Origin of the sequence: Proteus faecis (assembly GCF_030286765.1) — a bacterium.
Taxonomy (GTDB): domain Bacteria; phylum Pseudomonadota; class Gammaproteobacteria; order Enterobacterales; family Enterobacteriaceae; genus Proteus; species Proteus faecis.
The window spans coordinates 368,515-394,805 of sequence record NZ_JASVWV010000001.1 but is presented as its reverse complement, the minus strand read 5'-3'; the positions used below and the strand labels follow the sequence as shown (position 1 = coordinate 394,805).

Sequence of the window (26,291 nt, the reverse complement as noted above, 5' to 3'; positions counted from 1 at the left end):
AAATAATAATTAAATGAAGTTTATATTGTCTTTTAGGCAAGGATCTTACACATGAATAAATTATGTTATCGCGTTATTTATAATCGTACTCGACAATCAATGGTTGTTGTTTCTGAATTAACTAAATCTTGTGGTGAAAATAATAAGCGTAATACTCTTTTTTCATCATCCATTAAACGTTCGCTAAATAGCGTGGCATTTATTTTATTATTGATGCAAGGCATGGTCAGTTTTTCTGTGCAAGCCAGTCAAATTATTGCAGATCAACATGCGCCAAATAACCAACAAGCAACGGTATTACAAACCAGTAATGGCATAGCACAGGTTAATATTCAGCAACCTAATCAACATGGTGTTTCACGAAACCAATTTACGCAATTTGATGTTGATAATAAAGGTGCGATCCTCAATAACAGCTTACAAGATACACAAACACAATTAGCTGGAATGGTGACGGGAAATCCGTGGCTGGTTAAAGGCGAAGCGAATGTTATTTTAAATGAAATTAATAGCCAAAATCCTAGTCAACTTAATGGTTTTATTGAAGTTGCTGGTAAACGAGCGGAAATTATTATCGCTAATCCAGCGGGTATTAGTTGCCAAGGCTGTGGCTTTATTAATGCCGTAAATACCACGTTAGTTGCAGGTAATGCATTAACACACGACGGCGCAATTTCTGGTTATGAAATAAATAACGGAAAAATAGTTATTTCTGGACGTGGTCTAAATGATAGCCAAAGTGATTACACGCGTATTTTAGCGCGTGCTGTAGAAGTTAACTCACGTATTCAAGCTAATAACTTAGAAATTACGACGGGTAAAAATAAATTAGATAATAATGGCAATGTGATTAACCAAGATAATTCGGTAGCGAAACAAAATGATTATACCATTGATGTCGCACTGGTGGGTGGTATGTATGCCAACAAAATTAAACTGGTTGGCACAGAGCATGGTATTGGTGTGCGCAATGCAGGCGAAATTGGTGCTGAAGCCGGTGGTTTAACACTAAATCAAAACGGTCAGTTAATAAATACCGGACTAATTCAGTCTAAAGCACAATTACAAATTAATACGGTAAGTGTAAATAACCAAGGAGTGATTGCCGGCGATAAAAACCTAGCGCTAAATACCACAGGTGATCTTGTTAATAGTGGCACACTGCAAGCTAAAAATAATATTCAGTTAAAAGCAACAGAAAACGTTTCTCAAACCGCATCAGGCAAAATAGTCGCTCAAGAGAATATTCAAATTGATGCTAAAGGTTATTTGGCAACACAAAAGAGCCAACTCGGTGCTGGTATTGATAATAGTGGTAATGCCGTTAATTCTGCCTCGCTAACTTTGAATATAACGGATGACATTATTTCTGCTGGTCAGCATTTAAGTGGCGATAAAATTAATTTAACTGCCAAAAATGTTGATATTTCAAACAGCAAAACACAAAGTAAAGATCTACACATTACGGCATCAGTAGGGAAAGTTAAAACAGAGCTAGCCGAAGTTAATGCCAATACAGTCATGCTTAATGCTAAAACAGAGATTATTAATCGTAAAGGTGAGATCAGCAGTGATAAGCTTCAACTTATTGCGCCGAACCTGATTGATAATAGTGAGGGTAAATTAAGCCAATCAGGTAGTCATGATTTAAAACTTAATTCCGTTGTACTCAATAACCAAAAAGGAGAGATTAATACCGCCGGAAATCTCTCTTTAAATCATCAAAATATGAATAATCAACGTGGCGATATTCAAAGTCTTGGTCGTCAATTAATCATTAAAACAACGGCACTAAATAATCCACAAGGCACAATCTCACTGCCTCAACAAGGTGTTATCACCCTAAAAACCGACACGTTATTAGGTAAAGAAGGCTCCTTATTAACAACGGGGCAGCTTTTTCTACAAGGGCAAAATTTAGATTTAGAAAAAGCCACAACTCAGGCGAAAAAAATAGAAATTAATGCAGTTAATCTTAACCATAATGATGCTAATTTAAAGCAAACAGGTACTGAACTAACATCAATTAACGTAGAAAAAACACTCAGTAACCAACGCGGTAATATTCAGACACATGGCGCATTAACACTCAATGCTCAAGAGATAGATAATACACAAGGTGAGGTAAGAACCTTAAATCAAAATCGCCTAGATATAACCGCCAAAGACGCCATTATTAATAATAAAGGTACGTTGATATCAGCGGACACTCTTAAACTTAATGCCAATATATTAACTAACCAGCAAGGCAATATTCATGCTGATAAAGCCATTGCTCTTACCCTGAACAATAAGCTTGATAATACGGCTGGGAAAATTGTCAGTAAAAGCAATAGCGAAATAAAAGCGAGTATATTAAATAACGCCAAAGGCGAAATTGGCGCTAATGGGTTAAATATCACTTTAACGGGATATGCAGATAACCAACAAGGTGCCATAGTTTCGCAAGACAGACTGCGATTAATGGCAAATAAAATTGATAATAGCCAAGGGGTTATTCAATCAGAAAAATCCTTGAGGTTGGCGACTCAAGGTGGCGAGTTAAATAACCAAAATACGCATCAATCTGGCGGTATTATTAGCCGAGGAGAATTGCATCTAGACGTTGGTGATATTAACAATAGCCATGGGGTTATCAATGCTAAAAACAGTATTGATCTGCAAAGTAAAACGGTTAATAACCAACAGGGTAAAGTTGTTACGCAAGGCGATTTTACTGCTAATACTCAAGATTGGAATAATACATCAGGGTTAATACAAGCATTTAATATCACCATTAACTCAAATAACCAGCAGTTAATTAACCGTGATACACAAAAAGCTCAAGGTATTCAGGCAACACAAAACTTACTACTGAATACGGGATTATTAGATAATAGCCAAGGTGATATTAGCGCGAGTCAATTGCAATTAAGTACAGCCAAAGCCGGTTTTATCAACCAATTAGGTCGATTAACCTTATCTGATAATGCAACATTAAAAACAGGTGCGATAAATAATCACGCTGGACTGATTATTACCGGTAAAGATCTCATTATTGATAGCCACCAGCAAAAAATAACGAATAGTGAAACACAAAAAAGTGGCGGAATAGTTAGCCAAGGTGGATTAAATATTCACAGTGGCGACCTTAATAATCAACAAGGACAGATCCTAGCCAAGCAACAAGTTGATTTACAAACTAACACGGTGACTAACCAATCAGGCCGGATCCTTAGTGAGTTAGCGAATTTAGCATTAAAAGGAATATCGCTAAATAATAGCCAAGGACATCTGTTTTCTCCTCAACAATTACAATTAACTTTGCGTGATAACCTGATTAATCGTCAAACAATTGAGGGTAATAAAGGTATCGAAACAAAAGGGACATTAACTATTAATAGTGGTGATATTGATAGCACGCAAGGTCGTATTGTTTCCGCTAATCAGCTAGCCATTAAAAGTGGTAACTTAATTAATCAACAAGGCATATTAGGCAGCCTAAATAGCGATTTATCAATTACCAGTAAACAACTGATTAATGATAATGGTTCAATCAGTGCTAATAACATCACCATAAATACTCAAAGTGAGCGTTTAAGTAACCAAAGTACGAAAACCAATAGTCAGATTTTTAGTAAAAATACACTCAATATTACAACGGGTGAATTAGATAACACCAAAGGCAAGTTGATTAGTAATACTTCAGTAAATATTTTAACTAATGGCAAATTAAACAATATCCAAGGAGAAATAAGTGCTCTTGAGACGTTAGAAATTAAGACAAAAGAAGCGTTAAATAATACGCAAGGATCACTTGTCTCTAATAAATTAATGACGCTTATAATGGGGAGTGAGTTAAATAATACTAAAGGAAAAATCACTAGCCACGATGCATTATCCATTGAAACACAAGGAAAATTAGATAATACACTTGGTAAAATAATTGCACGCAATAGTGCGAATATTTTATCTTATGGCGATTTAATTAACTATCAAGGTCGTTTAGGAAGTGAGAAGTCATCACTGACTTTAAATACACATCAAATTGACAACCGTAGTGGAGTTATTTCTGCTCAAGGTTCTCTTAATTTAGATTCAAATAAATATGCTATCGATAACTCGCAAACCTTGAAAAGTGGCGGAATTGTTAGCCAAAAAAATATCACCATTGATAGTGGCGAACTCAACAATCAAGATGGTCAGCTAATTGCAAAATACAATGCAATAATCAATACGCATCAGCAACAAATTATCAATAATAACGGTGTTATTTCCGCTGATAATGGCACAATTTCTATTGATTCAGCCTCAATCAAAAATATTTCTGGGTTAGTTTACTCCCTAAAAGAGATGGTAATTAATACCTACGGAAATGTTATTGATAATAGCAACAGCAAAAATAAGGGGGGTATTTTAACCAAAGCTAATTTAACGCTTAATGCAGGTGATATTAACAATAATAAAGGGAATTTAACGGCTGAGAATGGTAGCAAAATTACCTTCAATCGGTTAAATAACCAACAAGGCAAACTAGCAAGTCTTAAGCAAAACTTAGTATTAGAAGGCCGTGAACTTGATAATGATGAGGGGTTGATCTATTCGTCAGAAAAACTGCAAATAGAATTATCTGATCAATTTAGTAATAACAATACACTAAATGACCTTGGTGTCATCAGCCATAATGATATCGAAATAAAAGCCAAGTTATTGGATAACCAGCAAGGTGTATTAGCCAGCCAAACAGGCAAGTTAATTATCGCCAGCCATGAACTATTAAATCATGCAGGGTTGATCACGGCGAATACAGCATTAAATATTAGCACTGACAAGCAGCGCATTGATAATAGTGATACGGCAACAAGTGGCGGTATTATAAGTAAAGGCGAATTAGAAATTAACGCCGGTAATATTGATAACCTTGAAGGTAAAATCACGTCAACGGCTAAACAGTCACTGTTTGTTGAAGATATCAATAATAAGAAAGGTAAGATTGGTAGCATAGAAGAACGGGTATTGATCGAAAGTGGTGCTATTAATAACCAAAATGGTCTTATTACAGCCAAAACGCAATTAGATATCACAACGAAAAATAATCAATTAGATAATAGCAACACGTTGTCTCAAGCAGGGATTATTAGTCATGGGGTATTAAACCTTGTAACAGGTAATTTAAATAATCAATCTGGCTATATCTTTTCTGCTAAATCCTTATTGCTTAATAACTTAGGAATGAACAACCGTGGTGGCGAAGTTATTAGTCAGGCAAACGGCTTTAAATTAACAACTCAAACGTTAGATAACCAGCAAGGCACACTCTATTCAGCCAGTAATTTCACTTTAGATACACAAGGTTATGAATTAAACAATAGTCAAACGCTATCGGGTGGCATTATTAGCCAAGGAAAATTAGACCTAAAAAGTGGTGAGCTTAATAATACTCAAGGGCAAGTTATTTCTGATGACGACTTAAATATCTCTAGCGCAAAACTGATTAATAACCAAGCACAACTAGGCAGCAAGCAGGGTGGGTTAAATTTAAAATCAGCTGAAATTGATAATAAAAAAGGTGTGATTAGTGCGAGTCAAAATGTCGTTATTAACACGCAGAAACAGAATATTAATAACCAAAATGGGCTAATAAGCGCATTAGCTAACCTGACTATTTATAGTGGGCACTTGGTTAATCAAGCAGGCAAAATAACCACTAATAAGCAAGCAACTATTATTGCTGCCGATCTTGATAATAGACAAGGTAGCATCGCTAGTAATAGCCATCAATTAACCATTAATGCCAATAATATAAATAATGCGAAAGGGCTAATTTATGCCGTTAAAGCGCTCACCATTAATGCAGATGGCAAGCTAACGAATGCGGATAACAACGCGATAGCGGGCATCATTACTCAACATAATCTGAACGCCACGGTTAAGCAGCTAGACAACCAGAATGGGTTAATTTCCGTTGCTGGTATGCTGAAACTAATTAGCCCTGAAAAATTAAATAATCAGCAAGGTCTAATAACGGTGGGTCAAAAAGCAGACCTACAAACAGAACAGTTAAATAACTATCAAGGAAAAATCTCTTCTGGCGATTTATTAACAATTAGCCACTCCAATACGCCACTTATTAATCGTGAAGGGACGCTTGTATCTTCTGGTGCGATTTCATTAAATAGTGGTGATATTGATAACCAGCAAGGGAAAATAACCGCACTTAATGCAGTCACCATTAACAGTGGCGAGTTGCAGAATAATCAAGGTACCATATACGCCAAAAAAGAGTTAAATATCCATTCTCAAGAATTGGTTAATACTGATGGATTATTGCAATCAGATAGTCAGCTTAAGTTAAATACCAGGCAAAATGATCTGATCAATTTAAATGGTAAAGTTATTGGTACGACAGAAACCCAACTTAACGTTGCAGGGCTTAATAACCAAAAAGGGCATATTCAAGCTACTGACAAACTGGATCTTCAGTTAAATCAAAGTGAGTTAGATAATCAGCAAGGAACACTTTTATCAGCAAATAACTTACTGATTAACGGTAAGAGTATTGATAACCAACAAGGTGTTATTCTTGCGGGTAACAATACTGAAATTACGCTCAGTCAGAGATTAAATAACCAGATAGGACAGATCCAATCTCAAGAACAACTCACTGTAACGGCTCAACAGCTTGATAATCAGCAAACAGACGATGAAAATCTAGGCTTAAAAGCCAATAATATTCATATTGCAGTGAATGATTTGCTTAATCATCAAGGTGTTATCCAAGCCAGTGAACAACTCAAATTAATCCCTGTTGAAAACCTTAATAATCAACATGGCTTGATATCTGCTGCAATGTTGGCTATTGAAGGTAAAAATGAAAATAAATTAGCTATTGATAATAAAAAGGGGCTGTTAGCAGCGACACAACAGCTCCGTTTATGGGCTGAAAAGCTGAGTGGTAATGGCGAAATTATTTCGGCTGGTGATAGTGAAATTCAATTAAAAACCGCTTTTAAGTTAGAACAAGATGCCACAATTAAATCGCAGAACGCTTTAACACTCTTTTCAGATGATGAAATACATAACGCTGGATTTATTTATGCGGGTGAGCAGATTTCACTTCAAGCGACGAACTTAAATAACAGTGAGTCAGTAATCCCGGTAGAAAGTGATGATTTAGTGACGACTCGTAGCAAAAGAAGTATTGATGATAATGAAAAACGTAATGGCGAAATTAGTGCTAAACAGTTGACATTAACTATTTCAGAAAAATTGCAAAATACAGGATTGATTGATGCTTTTGGTGGCACACTCGCATTAGTAGCTCATACAATTTATAACCAAGCAGGTGGACGAATTTATGGTGATAATATCCAGCTAAAAAGTCACCAATTTGATAATTATGCACAGCTTAAAGATATTGCTCCAGTATTAGCCTCTCGAGAAAACCTACAGCTATTCAGTAATACAATAAATAACCGTAATCACGCTCTTATTTACAGTGGTGGTGATATGGCTATTGCGGGTTTTGAAACAGAAAACTTGCCAGAAAGTGTTGCCGCTGATGTATTAAATAATGAAAGCGCATCAATTGAAGCGAGTGGAAATTTATTTGCTCATGTTTCAGAAATTAATAATCGTGACCTCTATTTAAAAATCAGTGATCCGGAAAAAGTTTCTGAAGTACCAATGTATCAATTTGGTGTTGATCATAGTGGCGATAAATTTGATTCTGATGATGAGCGAATTTGGTACAACATTAATACGCGTGAGCATTTATTAAATATTAATGGTCGTCAATATAAAGACTTCTATGAGTTTAAATATAAGATAATTACAGAAGAGTCAAAATTATTACATCGTGATCCGGCATTAATATTGGCGGGTAAAGATATCACTTTAAAAGGTGATAATTTAAACAATATTGATAGCCATATTATTGCAGGTGGTAAACTGATTATTGATGGTATGCATATTAATAATCAGGAAACTGCAGGTCAGCGTATTGAATACCATGAAGGTACAGCAATAAAGCATAAAAGACCGGGTAAACGTAAAGCGGGTCGTAAGAAGAAAAGTAGCTCAACTTCACATTCCCAATATGGGCCGTTTGAGGTGGTTACTGATTTACCATTAGGTTTATTGGAATATAAAGAAAATACCGATCTAACCTCAGATAAACGCCCTGAATTAAGTGAACAGAGTGAAATAAAAGTATTTACGACACGAAGATTCGGTCGATTAATTGCTCATCATAATCAAGTTGATGTTGATACTGCGGAGCTAACCCCGCTCACGCCTGAAAAAACAGATTATGATTTGGGCAATGATCTCTCATTAACAAGATATAAAGAGAGCTTATTAACAGACCAAAGTGATCTTGCTCTCTTTGATAAAATAACTACGAAAAAACTTGATGATACGATTAATGGTAATCAATCGACAGAAATCGTATTAGAAAGTGGTGATACTGTTTCTACATTTAACGCTGAAAAAACGGTAATTACACAGCCTAATAGCGTATTACCGGAAATAAAACGGTCAGAAAAACACCCTGAGCTTCCTATTGGCAAAATAATTACTGTTCCTCAATTAGAAAAACCAGCAGAAGAGAAAACAATAGAAGTTAAAATTCAGACCGTAGCGCCTATATTAAAGCTTCCTGAAAACCGTTTATTTAATGTCAATAAAGGAACCGATAGCCAATATATTGTTGAAACAGACTCTCGTTTTACCAATAAAAGAGAGTGGTTAAGCTCAGATTATATGCAGAATGCATTATCGGTTGATCACAATAATACCCATAAACGTATTGGCGATGGTTTCTATGAACAACGCATAGTCCGTGATCAAATTATTCAGCTAACCGGTAATCAATATCTAGATGGGCATAATGATAATGAACAGCAATATCACGCTTTAATGGATGCGGGTATTCGCTTTAGTGAAGAGTTTGGCATTAAACCGGGAGTGACATTAACCTCTGAACAGATGGCAATGATCACAACGGATATGGTGTTATTAACCAATAGAGAGATCACATTACCTAATGGCTCCGTTGAAAAAGTATTAGTGCCTCAGGTTTATGCGCGTGTTCTACCCGGTGATTTACAAAATAATGGTGCATTGCTTTCAGGTAGTGAAGTTATTTTAAATAATATTCCTGAGTTAAAAAACAAAGGCACGATTTTAAGTAAAACAGGCTTACAAGCTTCAACTGATAATTTAATTAACCAAGGGCTAATTAAAGGACAAACGGTAGATTTGCTTGCGTTGCAAGATATTAAAAATGAAGGCGGACAAATTGCAGGACAAAACCGGATTAATCTGCAAGCAGGTAATGACATTATTAGTACAGCAACCGTATCGGATAATAGTACCGACCAATGGCTAAACCGTGGTGCCGCCATTTATTTAGAATCACCCGATGGTGAGATGGCATTAAAAGCAACGCGCAATTTAACGTTAACAGCAACAGATATTTTAGCAAGTGGTGATAACAGCCAATTGGCGTTAACCGCAGGTAAAAATATTGAATTAGGTACTATTCATACGCGTCGTCAAGAGAATATTGATTGGGATAGTAATAACTATCTGCATAAAACCACTGAAGAGGAGATTGGATCTCATCTTTATGCGGGTGATATATCAATAACTTCGGGCGAAGATCTTCATCTTACTGCAACGGATATTCAAGCAACAGGCTCGCTAGGATTAACTGCAGGTAATGATGTCTCATTACAAAGTGGTTATTCCTCTATTGACCAAATCGCACACAGTGTGACGAAAGATAAATCGTTTGGCTCTTCTGAAACGCGAACAACGCATGCTGAAATTCATAATAAACAAGCAACGGGAACGCAGCTAAAAGGAAATGAAATTTCTCTTTCTGCCGGCAATGATTTAATTGCACAGGGCAGTGAGATTATTGCTACACAAGATATCAATCTTGAGGCGGGTAATCAATTATCGCTTACCACAGCAGAAGAGCTTGCTTTCCAATCTTATGAAGAAAAAATTAAAAAATCAGGCATTGGTGGTACTGGTGGTATCGGCTTTACTGTAGGTAAATCTGCATTTGAGCAGCTTAATAATAGTAATGCGGTGACTCAAAAAGGCAGTGTGATTGGCAGTACGGATGGCAATATTCGCATCACTTCAGGGGATAATCTCACCATTGATGGCAGTGAAATGATAGCCAAAAAGGAGATATCTCTTACAGGGGATTCTGTTGATATTCTGGCTACCGAAAACAGTTATACCGAGCTAAGCAAAACCAAAACTAAGCAGAGCGGTTTTACCGTCGCACTAAGTGGTACTGCAGGAAGTGCAATCAATGGCGCTATTTCAGGTTATAAGGCATCTAAAGAAGCTGATGATAGCCAAATTAGCACACTTCAAGGCATTAAAGCGGGGCTTTCGGGTGCTCAAGCCGCTGGTGCGGTTGCATTAGATAATGCGCAATCTGGCACTGATAATGAGAGCACAACATTAATTGGTGTTAATGTCGCTTATGGTAAAAGCGCCTCTGAATCGGAACGTATACAGCAACAAGATATTGCCCAAGGCAGTAGCTTAAGTGCAGGTGAAAATCTTGCTATTACAGCAACAGGAAAAGAGCAGGGTGATATCACTATTACAGGCAGTGAGCTACAGGCTGGTGGTAATCTTACCCTAAGTGCTACGCGAGATATCACATTACAATCAGCACAAAACCAAGAGACGATAGACAGCAAAAACAGCAGCAAAAGCGCCTCTGTTGGTGTTGGCGTTACAGTGGGCTCGGGTGGAGTCGGGGTAAATATTAATGCCAATGGTAGCCGAGCGAAAGGCTTTGAAGAGGGCGATCACACCTATTACACCAATAGCACATTAAATGCAGGACAAACGCTCACATTACAAAGTGGCCAAGATACGACCTTAAAAGGCGCTCAAGCGCAAGGCGATAAAGTCATTGCTAAGGTGGGGGGGAATTTACATCTTGAAAGCCAGCAAGCGATTGATGACTACAAATCGAAGCAATCGAGTGAAAGTGTCGGTGGTAGTGTCAATGTGATGGGCACACCGGGTGGTTCGGCAAATATTTCGTTTAGCCGCGATAAAATGGACAGCAAATACCGTTCAGTAGAAGAACAAACGGGCTTATTTGCAGGCAATCAAGGGTTTGATATTAGCGTGGGTAAACATACCCAGCTTGATGGCGCGGTGATTAGCAGTACCGCAGAAGCTAAAAATAATCAGCTCGATACAGGTACATTAGGCTTTAGTGATATCTATAACTACGCAGAATATAAAGTTGAGCATCAATCTGGTGGTGTGAGTACTTCAGGGGGTGTTGAGGGCAATATGCTGGCGAATATGGGGCATGCATTAGCCATGGCAGGCAACCACAGTGACAGCGCTGAAAATACCACTCAATCTGCGGTATCGCAAGGCACATGGACAGTGCGTGATAGCGATAATCAGCAGCAAGATATCGCTCAATTAAGCCAAGATACCGATAACGCCCACAGTACGTTAAATAAAATCTTCGATAAAGAGAAAGAGCAAAACCGCCAACAGAAACAGCAGTTAGTGGGTGAAATTGGTGCACAGATTATCGATTTGGCAACCACGGTTGATACTATTCGTGGCACCAATATTGCTAAAGACGAGTCAACACTAAATCGCCTTTCAGACACTGCTTATGATGATATCTACCAAGCCCTTTCAGAAACTAACGATAACGTCACCGAACGTGATGTTCAAAATTACCTCTTCCAACAACGTTTACAGGATTATACCAATCAGTCTGACTTTGGCACGGGCGGTAAATATACCCGAGCTATTCAAGCCGTTACGGCCTTTACACAAGGCATAATGGGTAACAACATTGTTACTGCGATTGCTAATGGCTCAGCGCCTTATCTTGCCAATGAAGTAAAAAATCAAATTCAAGGTAACAGTGTTGAAAGTGATATTCAGCGCACAATAGCGCACGGTTTGGTGAATGCCAGTCTTGCACTGGCAAAAGGTGAAAATGCGGCAGCACAAGCCGCTGGTGCGATGACCGGTGAAACGGTGGGTATTTTATCGCATTCACTTTATGGCAAAACCCCCGAAGAACTTACCGAGCCTGAAAAGCAGAATATAAGTGCATGGGCAACGTTAGCTTCCGGCATTGCCGGTGGGTTAATCAGCGATAATAGCGCAGGCGTTACCAATGCCGCCCAAGCCGGGAAAGTGGTGGTTGAGAATAATTATTTAACAGCTAAACAAATAATTTCATGGCTTGAAAAGTATTATCTTGCTTCTACGGATGAAGAAAAGAAACATTTAGTTGGCTTAGGAAATAAAGTCGATATGGAACAACAGCAAAAAGCGATGGAAACTAGGATCACTAAAGAACATTTGGTTCAACAGCAAGATGAATTAATTTTACTTATTCAATCAGCAGAATGTGATGTTCATTGTAAATCAATTGCTGAATATAGTATCAAAAAACTGGATCCTATCATTGAACATTATAGTGAGTTACAGCGTGGTAATAATATTCCACGAGCCGTTATTGCAACGACAACATTAGGTTTACCAATAATGAGTAAGGCTATTAGCCCTTATGTATCGAGTTGGTTAGGTAGCACAACTGTCGCTAGCCGTGTGATAGGTGTAACAACTACGGGTACAGCAAATTTAGGCATGCAAGGGTATAATATTTACACAGATCCAGAAACGAGCTTTAGTTATGCAAGCTTCGGTTCTTCTTTATTAACAGGAGGAATAACACCAGGAATGGGATATTGGGGAACGCTCACAACCAATACAACTGGTGCAGGTATTTCAAGTTTAATTGATGGGCAATCACCTTGGGTCTCTATGGGAGGCGCATTAGCAGGTTCAACAGTCGGCTATGGAGGCACAAAATGGCTAACTCATCGTCTGGATAATAAATTTAATCCTTGGTCTAGCGGACTTAAAGAGCGCCCATTAGTTGTAATGCCATCAATTACAGCTCCGCCGAGTGTATCAGTAGTACCAAATATTGTTGGAAGTGGTGCTGGTGCTCTGGGTTCCGAAGGTGCGAATAAAATAGTTACAGATAAAATAAAAAAATTGAATGACGAGGAATAAAAATGAGATTGCTTAAATATTTTCTTCTATTTTGGGTTGCATTCTCTTTTATGGTTTTCCTTATTTTATTAATAATAAAAGCTCTAATAGAATTAATATTCTATTTCTTAATAGAAGGTAGTTTTTTCTCTATTACTAAAGAGAATGTTATAGATTATATATGTTTGGGAATAGGATTTGGTTTTTTCTTTAGCATAGTTGCTTGTTTAGTCAGTTATCTTGAACATAAAAGACATTAATATTCTTATAAAGAAAAAATTAGCACTACACTAAGTTTTGTATGATTATTTCACTCCTCAGCCAACTGGATTATTAACAGTTTGATTTGGTGGATGAGGGGGGAATATCAAACTCATTTAGCCATCTCCTCTCTCAATAGTCAGTTTTGGGCTCGTGATTTAGTACTAATCCTTTGGCATCATTTTATTAGCATATTTTTTCAAATCTAAATTACGACCAATCTCTACCAAGCCCTTTCAAAAACCAAAGATAACGTCACTGAACGTGATGTTCAAAATTACCTTTTCCAACAAGGCTTACAGGACTATACCAACCAGTCTGACTTTGGCACGGGCGGTAAATATACCCGAGCTATTCAAGCCGTTACGGCCTTTACACAAGGCATAATGGGTAACAACATTGTTACTGCGATTGCTAATGGCTCAGCGCCTTATCTTGCCAATGAAGTGAAAAACCAAATTCAAGGCAACAGTGTTGAAAGTGATATTCAGCGCACAATAGCGCACGGTTTGGTGAATGCCAGTCTTGCACTGGCAAAAGGTGAAAATGCGGCAGCACAAGCCACGGGCGCGATGACCGGCGAAACCATGGGTATTTTATCGCATTCACTTTATGGCAAAACCCTCGAAGAACTTACCGAGCCTGAAAAGCAGAATATAAGTGCATGGGCAACGTTAGCTTCCGGCATTGCCGGTGGGTTAATCAGCGATAATAGCTCAGGCGTTGCCAATGCCGCCCAAGCCGGGAAAGTGGTGGTTGAGAATAACTTTTTGGGGGATATTTCACGCGAGGCACTGGATAAAAATCGTGAGGCGTTGCGGGAAAACAAATATACGGAGCGGGATGTTCGTGAGTTACTGGCGCTGGAAGTCCGTGACCAAATTAGCGATGACCTGCTAAATCAGTACCGGAAAGATCCTGCGTCCCTGACGCCGGAGCAGCAACAGCGATTCCGGCAGGAATTACAGCAATATGCCTATGAAAAAACTCAGTTGTACGGTGCAGAAACTGCTGAACAGTTGGTCATTTTGTTGTTAAAAGAAGGAGACTCGTCGCTGATCCCGAATAAAGGCTTCCCATACGCGGGCAGTACCGAAGTGAAAAATGCTTGGGCGGATCGGGAAAGGCAACTGGCGTATGAGCAAGACGGATGGCTGGGTGCTCTGAACTGGACGCGCACACAAACCGAAGAAGAAAAACTGTTCAAAAAAGCCGATAATCTAGCCAATACATATGGCTACCACAGAGATAATGCGGCTATCGGTGATGCCCCTCTTCAGGTATTGCAGGGGGGGCTGGCAGGCAAAGTTATGGCGCCGTTATTGGGTGGGGCAGGCAGAATGACAACATATTTTTTGGGGGATGGAGTAGGCAAAATGATGCTTACAACAGGAACAATAGGAGCCACAGCAAATGCTGGAGTTCAATATGCGTTTACAGGAGATGTCAACCCGGTGGATGTGGTGTTTGCTTTTGGGACAGGCACCATGACGGCGTATACGAAATTTGGTGGAACTGTTGCCTGGAATGCAGGAATGGGGGGGGCTGCAAGTATGTTTAAGGGTGATGACCCTTTTACAATTTTTACAAATGCCACTACTGCAGGTCTCGGTTCTAGTATGGGGTATGGTTTCGCGGGTAAACCTATAAGTTATGGATGGAATCAATATAGATTGTGGAAAACAGGAGGTTGGGATCCCAAATACAATCCTAAATTGCAGGGTGGAGCTATAAACGGATTATATGGACTTTCGAAGGATATGAAACCGAGTATAGTTCCTGGTCTTTTGGGAGGTGTAGGTTCTGCTTTTACAACAGAGGCTACAAACGCTCTGATGCAAAATAAAATTAAAGAAGTTAAGGAAAAAAATAGTGAATCGAAAAATTAATCAATTTGAATACTTTCTTGTTACGACTATTTTGTGTGTGGTAGCCCTGTTTATTATGGGACTGTTTATATACTGCATAGGTGAGTGTATTATTTGGTTATTTTTTGGTGGAGATTTTCTTTTTTCGATCGAGTTTTTAAAGAAAATTATTAAAGCAAGTCTATGGGCTGGGTTAGTCGTTGGAATAGGGGCTTGGTTTGAAGAATATAAGTTACGTAGATGATGTTAAGATCCTAGTCTAAGTGCTGGGGTTTTCCTTTTAGCTACCACTCTGCTTCAATAATCCGGATAATTAATTGCCTGTAGTCAATGCACAGACCTGCACCAGCTACCCAGCCAAAAATTTTGTCATTTTCAGCAAGTATTACAAGGTCACACCAACCAGCCTGACTTTGGCACGGGCGGTAAATATACCCGAGCTATTCAAGAAGTCACGGCATTTACGCAAGGCATTATGGGTGGCAATATTGTCACCGCGATTGCCAATGGCTCTGCACCTTATCTTGCCAATGAAGTGAAAAATCAAATTCATGGTAACAGTGTTGAAAGTGATATTCAGCGCACCCTTGCCCACGGTTTGGTGAATGCCGGTCTTGCATTAGCAAAAGGCGAAAATGCGGCAGCACAAGCCACGGGCGCGATGACCGGCGAAACCATGGGTATTTTATCGCATTCACTTTATGGCAAAACCCCGAAGAACTTACCGAGCTTGAAAAGCAGAATATAAGTGCATGGGCAACGTTAGCTTCCGGCATTGCCGGTGGGTTAATTAGCGATAATAGCGCAGGTATCGCCAATGCCTAGAATTATAGGTAACCTCCTTGGATCCACTGGTTCAGAGTATTTAAATAAAGAGACTAGCGGAGTATTGAAGGAAATCACAATAGAGAACGAAAATGAAAGTAATTAATTATTTTTTAATGTTATTTTTTTGTTACTTTGCACTGGTTTTTATTACATTCTTATTGCTTGGTTTTATTGTTGAATTTATTTATTATATGAAATTAGGTGTTTTTTATATTGATATATTTTTTTTAAAAAAACCGATTGTTTTTGGGGGAGTGTTTGGTTTGAGTTTTAGTGGTATTCATCTATTTGTGAATTATTGGGAAAATAAACATTGAATGGCTAATTCAATCATTAAATAGATATTAATTTGTAGTGTCCAGCCAGACATCAGTCTGTAATTATTATCACCAAAAGGCGCAAGACATAATACTGAATATATGTGATTGGGTAGTATCACCTTGGGTCTCCATGGGAGGCGCATTAGCTGGTTCAACATTCGGCTATGGAGGCACAAAATGGCTAACTCATCGTCTGGATAATAAATTTAATCCTTGGTCTAGCGGACTTAAAGAGCGCCCATTAGTTGTAATGCTATCAATTACAGCTCCGCCGAGTGTATCAGTAGTACCAAATATTGTTGGAAGTACAATTGGAGCTATTGGTTCTGAATCAGCAAATAAAATAATTACAGAAGAACTAAAACCAGAGGATGAGAAATGAAACTATTTATATATTTTTTATTTTGGTCTTTGAGTATGTGTGTAACTATATTTTTAACAATAATCTTAATTAAACTTCTAATTAAACTAATTTTATATTTTGAAAAAAATTCGTTTATTTGGGAATTAAATGATTTTATTGAGGCATTAAAAATAGGAGGAGTAATGGGATTATTTTTAGGAGTAGTAATTTGTTTAGTTAACTATTTAGAATATAAAAGGCGTTAGTATGGTTTTACAAAATGGGCAATAAAATTAATGCTCAAGTTACAGGGGGATCAATTGATATAGCTATTAAGCCTCTCAGGGTACATCAATTGCAGGATGGAGCTATAAACGGATTATATGGACTTTCGAAGGATCTGAAACCGAGCATAGTTCCGTTCCTGGTTTTTGGGGAAATATGGGGGCTGCGGGTCTAACTAAAACAACAAATGCTCTTATGCAAGAGGAAATTAAAGAGATTAAGGAAAAAATGGATGAGAGCAAAAAATGATCAACTAATGTTCGTGGTTATAATGAGCATTATATGTGGGCTTGCCACGTTTCTAATGATTATAATATTCTTTTTTATTGGCAAATGCCTAATTTGGTGGTTTGTCAGTGGAGAGTTTACTTTTTCACATGAGTATGTAAAAAAGGCTTTCAGAGTAGGTTTGATCATAGGTCCAATAGCTGGAATAGGGACTTGGTTTGCAGAATATAAGTTACGTAGATGATATTAAGATCCGACCCTGTAAATAATTCTGTGTATTTAGCTTACAGTGTCACTGACAACCAGATAATCAACTATCCAGTTTAACCATGTTGGAAAACCGTATTCCCACATGGTTTTGTATTAAATTGTTATTTCATCAGGCTTATTTGCAGGTAATCAAGGTTTTGATCTGTTTAAGAATGTTTTTATTTTGCTTTAATAACAATGCGTAATCATTTAAATGGAATGTGAGCAATATAATGATAAAAAATGACATGGTCTGTATATTTAAAATAAAAATCAGACCATGCCCAATATTTAAGTCATGGCAAAATTAATAAATAAAAAAAGCTAAGATTTTATCTATTTTATTCTGCTTAAAGACTTTATTTATCACTTCATCCATTTATTTTAGAATGAATATAGCGAACTCTTCGATTCTTTTAATTTTTGTGCTAATTCAGATGATTCATATCGTGCGGTTATTATTTCGATATAAGAGGCACTCTCTGTTGATCCGGCTACTTCAAGGGCTTTATTTAATTCATCTATGGTTGTGACTTTCTCACAATGCCAATCTGTTGCGCCAAAAGCTTTAGGTAATTGGTGATAATTCCATTGGGCAAGATCGTTATAATAAGCTTCGGGATAATCACATAATAATCGTTCAATTAAGTAACCATCATTATTTAAAATAAGGATGATCGGTTTTAATCCAAAGCGAACAAATTGGCTAATCTCTTGTACGGTTAATTGATGTGAACCTTCACCAGTAATTAAAATAACGCGTTTGTTAGGCGCTGCAAGTGCGGCACCAAATGATGCTGGTGTCGCCCAGCCAATAGAGCCCCATAATGTTTGGTTATGAAATTGTGCACCTTCTGGTAATAGGGCAAAACCTAATCCCATTGATGACGTACCAGTCTCTGCAATAATAATATCATTAGGTTTAAAAAACCGCTCTAATCGTGGATAGAGATATTGCGCTGTAATTTTACCATTATCTGATATAACAGGTTTACCTAATCCTCTGGCTTTTATCTGATGATAAGTTTTATTTGGTAGACGTTTTGTTAATTCAGAAAGAATATCTTCCATATAAACGGAAGGGTAGATAACAGAATCAATCTCAACATAGTCTGACATGATGTTGATAAATTGTTTTGGTTTAATATTGGCAGTGAAACTTCCTGTATTGAAGTCGGTCATCATTGCACCAATTCCTAATATGTACTCACTATTTTCCACTAATTCTCTGACTTCAGGTGTCATTAATTTGCCATCATACATACCAACATATTGGGGATTAGATTCACTCAAAATACTTTTATCCATAAACATAGTGGCATAAGGCAAGCCAGTTTTATTGATAAGAGCTTGAACATTATCTGATAACCCTAAGCGTGTGGATAAAATACCAGGTAATACACAGACATTATTGCTGTGAGTTAGTCTCTCTATTATTGTTGATACTGCCTTTTCTAATGTTTTTTTATCACTTGTTGATTTTTTCGGTGTGGTAACAGGTAATGGCTCCGTCACTTGCATTACGGCATAATCAGCGGGTAAGCCAATATAAACAGGGCGGCGCTCTTTTAATGCAATAGCAATTAAACGTTCCATTTCAGAAATACAGTTTTCTGGTGTTAATATTGAATGAGCGCAAGCAAGACGTTGGCCTAATTGATAAAAAATATCAAAATCACCATTACCTAATGTGTGATGAACAAGGCGCTTACTTTTTTGTACACCGCTTGCAGGCATACCAACTAAATGGAAAATAGGTAGATTTTCTGCATAAGAGCCAGCAATAGCATTAATTGCACTTAATTCCCCAACACCAAATGTTGTTGATAATGCGGCCATACCTTTAATCCGGGCATAACCATCAGCAGCGTAAGCTGCATTGAGTTCGTTGCAACTCCCAATCCAACGCATGTGGCTACTATTACAAATGGTGTCTTCTATAGGAAATGCATAATCGCCAGCAACACCAAAGACATCACTTATTCCTAAGTCATATAAGCGGTTTAAAGTATATTCAACGACAGTCTTATTCATTTTATCTCCAAAAAAATAGAATAATAATCTGTAAAAGTATAGTAATGCTTTTACATTATGCTTAATGTTTTATCTCGGATATTAACTAATATGAAATGGTTTATTATCATTGGGGGTATAACTAAAAGTAATAAGGTGAAAATAATTTATGGATATTCGTGTATTGCGCTATTTCGTTGAGGTTGTTCAATTAAATGGCTTTAGCCGAGCTGCGGATGTGTTATGTATTACTCAGCCTGCAATTAGTCGTAGCATTAAAAAATTAGAAGATGAATTAGGTGTTATTTTATTAGTAAGGGAAGTTAATGGTGTAAGGTTAACAGATGATGGTGCAATACTTTTTGAGCATGCAAAACAGATACTTGCACAATTTAATGATATGAATAAAGCATTACAGGACAAATCTGGACCATTAACAGGAACATTAAATGTGGGATTACCACCTGTAATAGCTTCGACGTATTTTGCTGACATTATTATGGCTTTTAGTTCTCGTCATCCTCAGGTTGAACTAAAAATATTTGAATTGGGCACTAAGCAAATGGCTGATGCTATGAGAGAAGGAATAGTTGAAACTGCAGCAGTTGTATTACCTTTTAATGAAGATACTGTTGAATTAACACCTTTTTCAGAAGATCACTTAATGCTATTAATGTCGCCATCCCATTCTTTAGCCATAAAAAAAGAAGTTCATTTTAATGAGTTGATTAATGAACCTTTTATCTTATTTTCTGAAAAATTTCGTATTAATGATTTAATTTATAGTGCTTGTGGTATTTACAATAAAGAGCCTATTATTGCAGGGCGTAGTAACCATTTAGATTTAATAATTGCAATGGTCAAAGCAGGGGTAGGAGTAACGCTTTTACCAAATAGTATGTGTAATAAAAATCCTATTGATGATTTGATTGTTCTTCCCGTTGTGGAGCCTACATTGTCATATCAAATAGCACTAGCCAATAATAAAGATGGTTATAAAAGCCGAAGTTGCCAAGCATGGGATCAGTTAGCAAGAAAAAAGCTAATTATAGAATAAAATATTAAGCTAGTGATTATTTATATTTTATTTAAGAAATAAATATTGAAATTATCTTTAAATAATAAAAGTGATTAAAAATAAATATTATTTTTCAAGAAGTGCAGATAGAAGTATAAAAGTAGTTATATAAATGATAAGTTTATATTTTGCACATAGTCTTATGAGTAATAATAAAAATAGGTAAATAAAAGATTAATCAGAGAGTACAGGAATAGGATAGGGAAAATAATGAATGAGAGTAATAGTTCTGCAAATCAACATTTTATTCGCAAACTTGAAGGTATCGTAGGTAAAAAACAAGTATTAACTCAAGCACATAAAACAGAACGTTATCGAAAAGGTTTTCGTTCAGGGCAAGGCAAGGCACTAGCTGTTGTCTTTCCCGCTAATTTATTAGAACAATGGCGAGTTTTTAAAACCTGTGTTGAAGCTGATAAAATTATTATTATGCAAGCGGCGAATACGGGATTAACAGAGGGGTCGACACCTAATGGTGATGATTATGATAGAGATATCGTGATTATTAGTACATTACGTCAAGATAAAATACAGGTTCTCTCAGAACATAATCAAGTCATTGCTTTTCCCGGCAGTACGTTGTGGCACTTAGAAAAAGTATTAAAGCCCTTAGGGCGTGAACCACACTCTGTTATTGGTTCATCTTGTATTGGTGCTTCTGTTATTGGTGGAATTTGTAATAACTCCGGTGGTGCTTTAGTTCGCCGTGGACCTGCATATACTGAATTATCACTTTATGCTCGCGTTAATGAAAAAGGTGAGGCTGAATTAGTTAACCATTTAGGCATTGATTTAGGTGAAACGCCAGAAGAAATATTAACCAATTTAGATAATCGTCATTATCATGAGAAACAGATACAAACGACAGAAAAATTAGCCTCTGACCATGAATATCATGAGCGTATACGTGATGTTGATGCTAATACTCCTTCTCGTTTTAACAATGATGAACGACGTTTATATGAAGCTGCTGGGAGTGCAGGGAAATTATCTGTATTTGCTGTGAGATTAGATACTTTTCCCGCAGATCATCGTACTCAGGTTTTTTATATTGGTACTAATAATCCTGACGAGCTTGAAGAAATTCGTCGTCATATTTTAAGCCATTTTAAAAAGTTGCCTGTTGCTGGTGAATATATGCATAGAAGCTATTATAAAATGGCTGAAGTGTATGGAAAAGATACGTTTTTGGTGATTGATAAATTAGGCACAGATAAAATGCCAATATTATTTGCCGTAAAAGGGCGAGTAGATGCGGTATTAAATAAAGTGCCTTTTTTGCCTAAAAATATGGTGGATAGAACCATGCAGTTTATGAGCAAACTATGGCCAGCTCATTTACCAGCACGTATGACAGATTTTCGTGATAAATATGAACATCATCTCATGTTAAGAATGGCAGATGATGGAATTGAAGAAGCGGCAACTTATTTAAAAGAATACTTTAAGTTAGCATCAGGCGATTATTTCGAATGTACTGAAGAAGAGGGAAATAAAGCCTTTTTGCATCGTTTTGCCGCTGCAGGTGCAGCTGTGCGTTATCATGCCGTTCATGTTAATGACGTAGAAGATGTATTGCCATTAGATATTGCATTGCGCCGTAATGACAAAGATTGGTTTGAAAAATTACCACCTGAAATAGAGAGTAAATTACTTTATAAACTCTATTGTGGACATTTTATGTGTCATGTTATGCACCAAGATTATATTATTAAAAAAGGTGTTGATGCTAAGGCATTAAAAGCAGAAATGCTGGCATTATTAGATCAACGTGGTGCGGAATATCCCGCAGAGCATAATGTAGGTCATATGTATTATGCTAAGCCTCAATTAAAAGCATTTTATAAACATAACGATCCAACCAATAGTATGAACCCAGGTATTGGTAAAACCTCAAAACTAAAATATTGGGGAGAAGAGTGTGGTTGTGGACGTACACATAATGACACGAATACAGAGAATAAAGAATAACTGTTGTATATTGTGTGTATTAAAAGGCAGGATAAAACCTGCCTTTATTTTGTCAATTAACTCGCAATCTCTTGAGCATATAAATAAAGCGCTTGTAGCTGTTTTAATTTTTCCTCGTTATCGGCATGTTCTTCAGCTAATAACTGAATGGTATTAATATATTCGGTTAGTTTTTCTGGCGATAATATCTCTTTTCTATGTGCCAACCAGCGTTGTTGTTCGTCATAGGTAAGTGTTGAAGGATAATTTCTTGCTCGATAACGGAAAAACAGCGGTTCCATTCTTGCATCTTCAAACGTTAAATCTAAAGCGGGTAAATTCTGTGGTTGTGTTGAGCGAATAATCTCCATCGCACTACGATCATTTTCACTAAAGAAACCATTATAAATTTGCGAATCAACATTATCAGAGACAATAAAAGGCGTTTGTTGTCCAAATATTTCCACGACTTTATTGCGTATTTCAGGATGAGAAAACAAGATTGCTTGGTTTTTTAAACAACTATCAACATCTAAACCAATTCTATCTGCATCTTGCTGTCTTAATGTATTTTGCGGTGCCACAATGGGACATTTATTAATATGCAGTAATTTAATTGGAACAGGTGGCTCATCAACGGATAATTCACTACGTGGTGTATATAAACGCTCACGCAATTGCTCTGAGTTAAGTGTTAATAAAGGAGAGATATCTGCGGCTAAGTCGCAGACAATCACTGCATTGCGATTATCAGGATGCCACGCTAATGGAGCAACAAGGCTTAAATTAGAACGCGCAGCACCAAACATACCTGAAACATGCACAATCGGTGTCATTGCCGGAATATCAATTAGTGCCTGAACTTTACGTTTATCGCGTAAATTAAAGAAATAATCAAACATACGCGGTTGAGCTTGCTTTAATTTTTTTGCCATCGCAATGGTGGCATAAACATCAGACATTGCATCATGCGCGTTTTCATGAGAAATGCCATTTGCTTTAGTCAATAACTCTAAACGAAAGCTTGGAAAACCGTCTTCATTTTCAGGCCAAACAATACCTTCAGGGCGCAGTGCATAGCAGGCACGCAACACATCAAGTAAATCCCAACGTGAATTTCCTTTTTGCCAGCTATAAGCATAAGGATCATAAAAATTACGATAAAGGATATTACGAGTGACTTCATCATCAAATCGAAGGTTGTTATAGCCCATAATACAACTATTGGGTTGGCTGAAAGCGTGATGAATTTGACGAGTAAATTCCGCTTCAATCACCCCATTTTTTGCCGCAATTTGTGGTGTTATTCCTGTGATCATTACCGCTTCAGGGTGAGGTAGATAATCATCACTAGGCTTACAATAAATAACGAGAGGATCTTCAATAATATTGAAATCCATGTCAGTTCTTATGCCTGCAAATTGAGCAGGGCGATCTAAGGCTGGGTTTGTGCCAAAGGTTTCGTAGTCATGAACGTAAAATGTGGGCGTTTTTGCTGAATTAGACAAGGTTTTCTACCATAAATTTATTGATGATTTTTTCAATCATTACTCAATGAGTTGTATTGGATTTAATTAAGACCATGGTAAACCATAATGCAGTAAACGTGAAATATCCTATGCAAATGGTTTTATTTGAAAGTAATAGAATGTTATTTAAAATAAATGTAGGCCTTTTTCTAAAAGAGTACTTATTTGTATTTTTAGCACTAAGCCACTACGATAAAAGGAAAGTAGATCCAGAACACATAACTCAAATTGTTAACGTTAACTTGTGTGCTTTATATCACATTAAAGCAACATTATTGTTTGTGAATCTAAAAGTTAACGTTAACATTTAGAGGTGAAATGACTTTATAAGGCGCTCAACCAATGAACAAAGACTCAAAAAAATACTATGCGATTTTAAGTGCGCTGCTATTTTTCTTCTTTTTTACCTGGTCTTCATCATTTTCATTAGTTTCTATTTGGTTAAATCAGTATGTAGGATTAAAAGCGACTGACACAGGATTAATATTCTCGGCAATTTCTTTGATTGCATTATGTGCCCAACCTTTATATGGCTTTATTCAAGATAAACTCGGGTTAAGAAAGAATTTATTATTAGTAATTGCAGTATTACTTATTCTTTCTGGCCCCTTTTTTCTAGGTTTCGCATCAATATTACGTTGGAATATTTTTGTAGGTTCCATTCTAGGGGGCTTATATGTTGGTATGACATTTAATGCGGGGATTGGCGTATTAGAATCATATACAGAGCGTGTTAGCCGTATTCGTGGTTTTGAATATGGTAGGGCAAGAATGTGGGGATCATTGGGTTGGGCTTCCGCAACATTTATTGCCGGACACAATATAAATATCGATCCTAATTACAATTTTGTGATGGCTTCTATTTCTGGTGTTGTGTTCTTAATTCTTTTAGCACTGTTAAAAACGGATAAATCAGACGCGTTTAATCAATTAGAGCATGGAAAAACATCAGCTATTACTATCAAAGATGCGTTGAATTTGCTTTCATTGCCTCGTTTTTGGGCACTTATTTTGTTTGTTATTGGCACTTGTGTTTATGGGGTTTATGACCAACAATTTCCCGTCTTTTTCTCATCGCAATTTGCGACCTTACAGCAGGGTAATGAGATGTACGGATATCTGAATTCATTGCAGGTATTCTTAGAAGCTGGTGGTATGTTTATTGCACCTTTCCTTGTAAATAAAATTGGTGCTAAAAACGGCTTATTACTGGCAAGTAGTGTTATGGCAGCTCGTATTATTGGTTCAGGATTAGTCGAAGGGCCTGTCTTGATCTCTTGTATGAAATTATTACATGCTGTTGAACTGCCTATTTTATTAATTTCAATTTTTAAATATAACAGTCAACACTTTGATAAACGTTTATCTTCAACGCTTTATTTGGTCGGTTTCCAATGTGTGAGTTCTATTGTCGCGACATTATTATCTCCATTGGCTGGTTATGGTTATGATCATTATGGTTTTGCACCAACTTATATGGTGATGGGATGTATTGTGATAGGAACGACACTTCTCTCAGCTGTGTTTTTGCGTTCAGATGCGAAAGCATTACAGCCACTTGATGGCTTACAACATGAAGATAAAAATAAAGCACAACCTATTTAGTCGCTCATTAATTTATCCTTTGTAGTGTCGATTAGGCTACCAGTAAAAATGTGTAGCCATTTTTTATCATTAAATTAAGTGAACATTTACGAGTTAAAGAATGTTGACTATATTTATTAATATATATCATCCTAATTAATTGTTAATTAAGCAAAATCAATTAAATTTGTAAACTTTGCTTGTTTATTGACACGATTAAGCGATAATCTTAAACAGAACTATTTATCTTAAATATCAATTGTAAAGGTGTAGGAAATGGATAACGCAAACAAGCCGTCTTTCCAAAACGTACTGGAGTTTGTGCGTATGTATCGTCGTAAAAACAAAATCCGTCGTGAGATCACTGACAATGAGAAAAAGATCCGTGATAATCAAAAACGTGTTCTTTTGTTAGACAACTTAAGTGAATACATTAAACCAGGTATGTCGATTGAAGATGTACTGGGTATTATTGCTAATATGCGTAGTGACTATGACGATCGTGTTGATGATTACATTATTAAAAATGCCGATCTGTCTAAAGAGCGCCGTGAATTATCTAAGCAGTTAAAAGCGATGGGTGAAATTAAAAACCTTCCTGATCTAAAAGACTGATTACTTTACTAAAAACAAGAAATTGAAGGCCTCTGAATCGAAAGTTCAGGGGCTTTTTTTATTTTATTAATTACT

13 protein-coding genes are annotated in these 26,291 nt (G+C 36.9%); 11 read left to right on the top strand and 2 right to left on the bottom strand.

The features are described 5' to 3' along the window. Positions 1-51 precede the first annotated feature (51 nt). From QSH13_RS01805 to QSH13_RS01780, 7 genes are all read left to right on the top strand, one after another. Complete coding sequence (locus QSH13_RS01805) at positions 52-13,086, top strand: two-partner secretion domain-containing protein (protein ID WP_286038727.1); 13,035 nt, start codon at positions 52-54, stop codon at positions 13,084-13,086. Between the two features lie 626 nt (positions 13,087-13,712). Then, positions 13,713-15,215, top strand: coding sequence for a VENN motif pre-toxin domain-containing protein (locus QSH13_RS01800; protein ID WP_286038726.1), 1,503 nt, complete (start codon positions 13,713-13,715; stop codon positions 15,213-15,215). Further along, the gene (locus QSH13_RS01795; protein ID WP_109406409.1) at positions 15,199-15,438 is read left to right on the top strand and encodes a hypothetical protein; all 240 of its coding nucleotides are present in this window, start codon (positions 15,199-15,201) and stop codon (positions 15,436-15,438) included. Before QSH13_RS01800 ends, QSH13_RS01795 begins: the two co-directional genes overlap by 17 nt. Before the next feature lie 231 nt (positions 15,439-15,669). Further along, positions 15,670-15,942, top strand: coding sequence for a hypothetical protein (locus tag QSH13_RS01790; protein ID WP_286038725.1), 273 nt, complete (start codon positions 15,670-15,672; stop codon positions 15,940-15,942). Next, complete coding sequence (locus QSH13_RS18520) at positions 15,882-16,019, top strand: VENN motif pre-toxin domain-containing protein (RefSeq protein ID WP_349816256.1); 138 nt, start codon at positions 15,882-15,884, stop codon at positions 16,017-16,019. Before QSH13_RS01790 ends, QSH13_RS18520 begins: the two co-directional genes overlap by 61 nt. Positions 16,020-16,111: 92 nt before the next feature. Continuing rightward, positions 16,112-16,339 carry a hypothetical protein gene (locus QSH13_RS01785; RefSeq protein WP_109391033.1) on the top strand — a complete coding sequence of 76 codons (228 nt, stop codon included), beginning with the start codon at positions 16,112-16,114 and terminating at the stop codon, positions 16,337-16,339. A 133-nt stretch (positions 16,340-16,472) separates the two neighbouring features. Then, positions 16,473-16,724: a hypothetical protein gene (locus QSH13_RS01780; RefSeq protein ID WP_286038724.1), complete on the top strand. Its 252-nt coding sequence runs from the start codon at positions 16,473-16,475 to the stop codon at positions 16,722-16,724. 1,107 nt (positions 16,725-17,831) lie between these two features. On the opposite strand, the gene QSH13_RS01775 is transcribed toward QSH13_RS01780, so the two are convergent. Continuing rightward, positions 17,832-19,481, bottom strand: coding sequence for an alpha-keto acid decarboxylase family protein (locus tag QSH13_RS01775; protein WP_286038723.1), 1,650 nt, complete (start codon positions 19,479-19,481; stop codon positions 17,832-17,834). Positions 19,482-19,629: 148 nt separating this feature from the next. Between QSH13_RS01775 and QSH13_RS01770 the strand changes: the two genes are divergently transcribed. Both QSH13_RS01770 and dld read left to right on the top strand, forming a co-directional pair. After that, positions 19,630-20,517 (top strand): LysR family transcriptional regulator, encoded by an 888-nt coding sequence (locus QSH13_RS01770; protein WP_286038722.1) that lies wholly within the window; start codon positions 19,630-19,632, stop codon positions 20,515-20,517. A 231-nt stretch (positions 20,518-20,748) separates the two neighbouring features. After that, positions 20,749-22,509 carry a D-lactate dehydrogenase gene (gene dld, locus QSH13_RS01765; RefSeq protein ID WP_109396153.1) on the top strand — a complete coding sequence of 587 codons (1,761 nt, stop codon included), beginning with the start codon at positions 20,749-20,751 and terminating at the stop codon, positions 22,507-22,509. Between the two features lie 56 nt (positions 22,510-22,565). Here the strand turns inward: dld and sbcB are convergent, their stop codons facing one another. Next, positions 22,566-23,996, bottom strand: coding sequence for an exodeoxyribonuclease I (sbcB, locus tag QSH13_RS01760; RefSeq protein ID WP_109406401.1), 1,431 nt, complete (start codon positions 23,994-23,996; stop codon positions 22,566-22,568). A 363-nt stretch (positions 23,997-24,359) separates the two neighbouring features. Between sbcB and QSH13_RS01755 the strand changes: the two genes are divergently transcribed. Both QSH13_RS01755 and tmaR read left to right on the top strand, forming a co-directional pair. Next, entirely contained in the window at positions 24,360-25,622 is a 1,263-nt protein-coding gene (locus QSH13_RS01755) for an MFS transporter (protein WP_109396150.1), read from the top strand. Between the two features lie 255 nt (positions 25,623-25,877). After that, positions 25,878-26,216, top strand: coding sequence for a PTS system regulator TmaR (gene tmaR, locus QSH13_RS01750; RefSeq protein WP_036937771.1), 339 nt, complete (start codon positions 25,878-25,880; stop codon positions 26,214-26,216). Positions 26,217-26,291: the final 75 nt, after the last annotated feature.

Excerpts from the sequence above, each read along its gene's own strand:
- QSH13_RS01785 (WP_109391033.1), top strand. The coding sequence starts at position 16,112 with ATGAAAGTAATTAATTATTTTTTAATGTTATTTTTTTGTTACTTTGCA.
- QSH13_RS01755 (WP_109396150.1), top strand. The coding sequence starts at position 24,360 with ATGAACAAAGACTCAAAAAAATACTATGCGATTTTAAGTGCGCTGCTA.
- QSH13_RS01805 (WP_286038727.1), top strand. The coding sequence starts at position 52 with ATGAATAAATTATGTTATCGCGTTATTTATAATCGTACTCGACAATCA.
- QSH13_RS01790 (WP_286038725.1), top strand. The coding sequence starts at position 15,670 with ATGGGTGGCAATATTGTCACCGCGATTGCCAATGGCTCTGCACCTTAT.
- QSH13_RS01780 (WP_286038724.1), top strand. The coding sequence starts at position 16,473 with ATGGGAGGCGCATTAGCTGGTTCAACATTCGGCTATGGAGGCACAAAA.
- tmaR (WP_036937771.1), top strand. The coding sequence starts at position 25,878 with ATGGATAACGCAAACAAGCCGTCTTTCCAAAACGTACTGGAGTTTGTG.
- dld (WP_109396153.1), top strand. The coding sequence starts at position 20,749 with ATGAATGAGAGTAATAGTTCTGCAAATCAACATTTTATTCGCAAACTT.
- QSH13_RS01770 (WP_286038722.1), top strand. The coding sequence starts at position 19,630 with ATGGATATTCGTGTATTGCGCTATTTCGTTGAGGTTGTTCAATTAAAT.
- QSH13_RS01775 (WP_286038723.1), bottom strand. The coding sequence starts at position 19,481 with ATGAATAAGACTGTCGTTGAATATACTTTAAACCGCTTATATGACTTA.
- QSH13_RS01800 (WP_286038726.1), top strand. The coding sequence starts at position 13,713 with ATGGGTAACAACATTGTTACTGCGATTGCTAATGGCTCAGCGCCTTAT.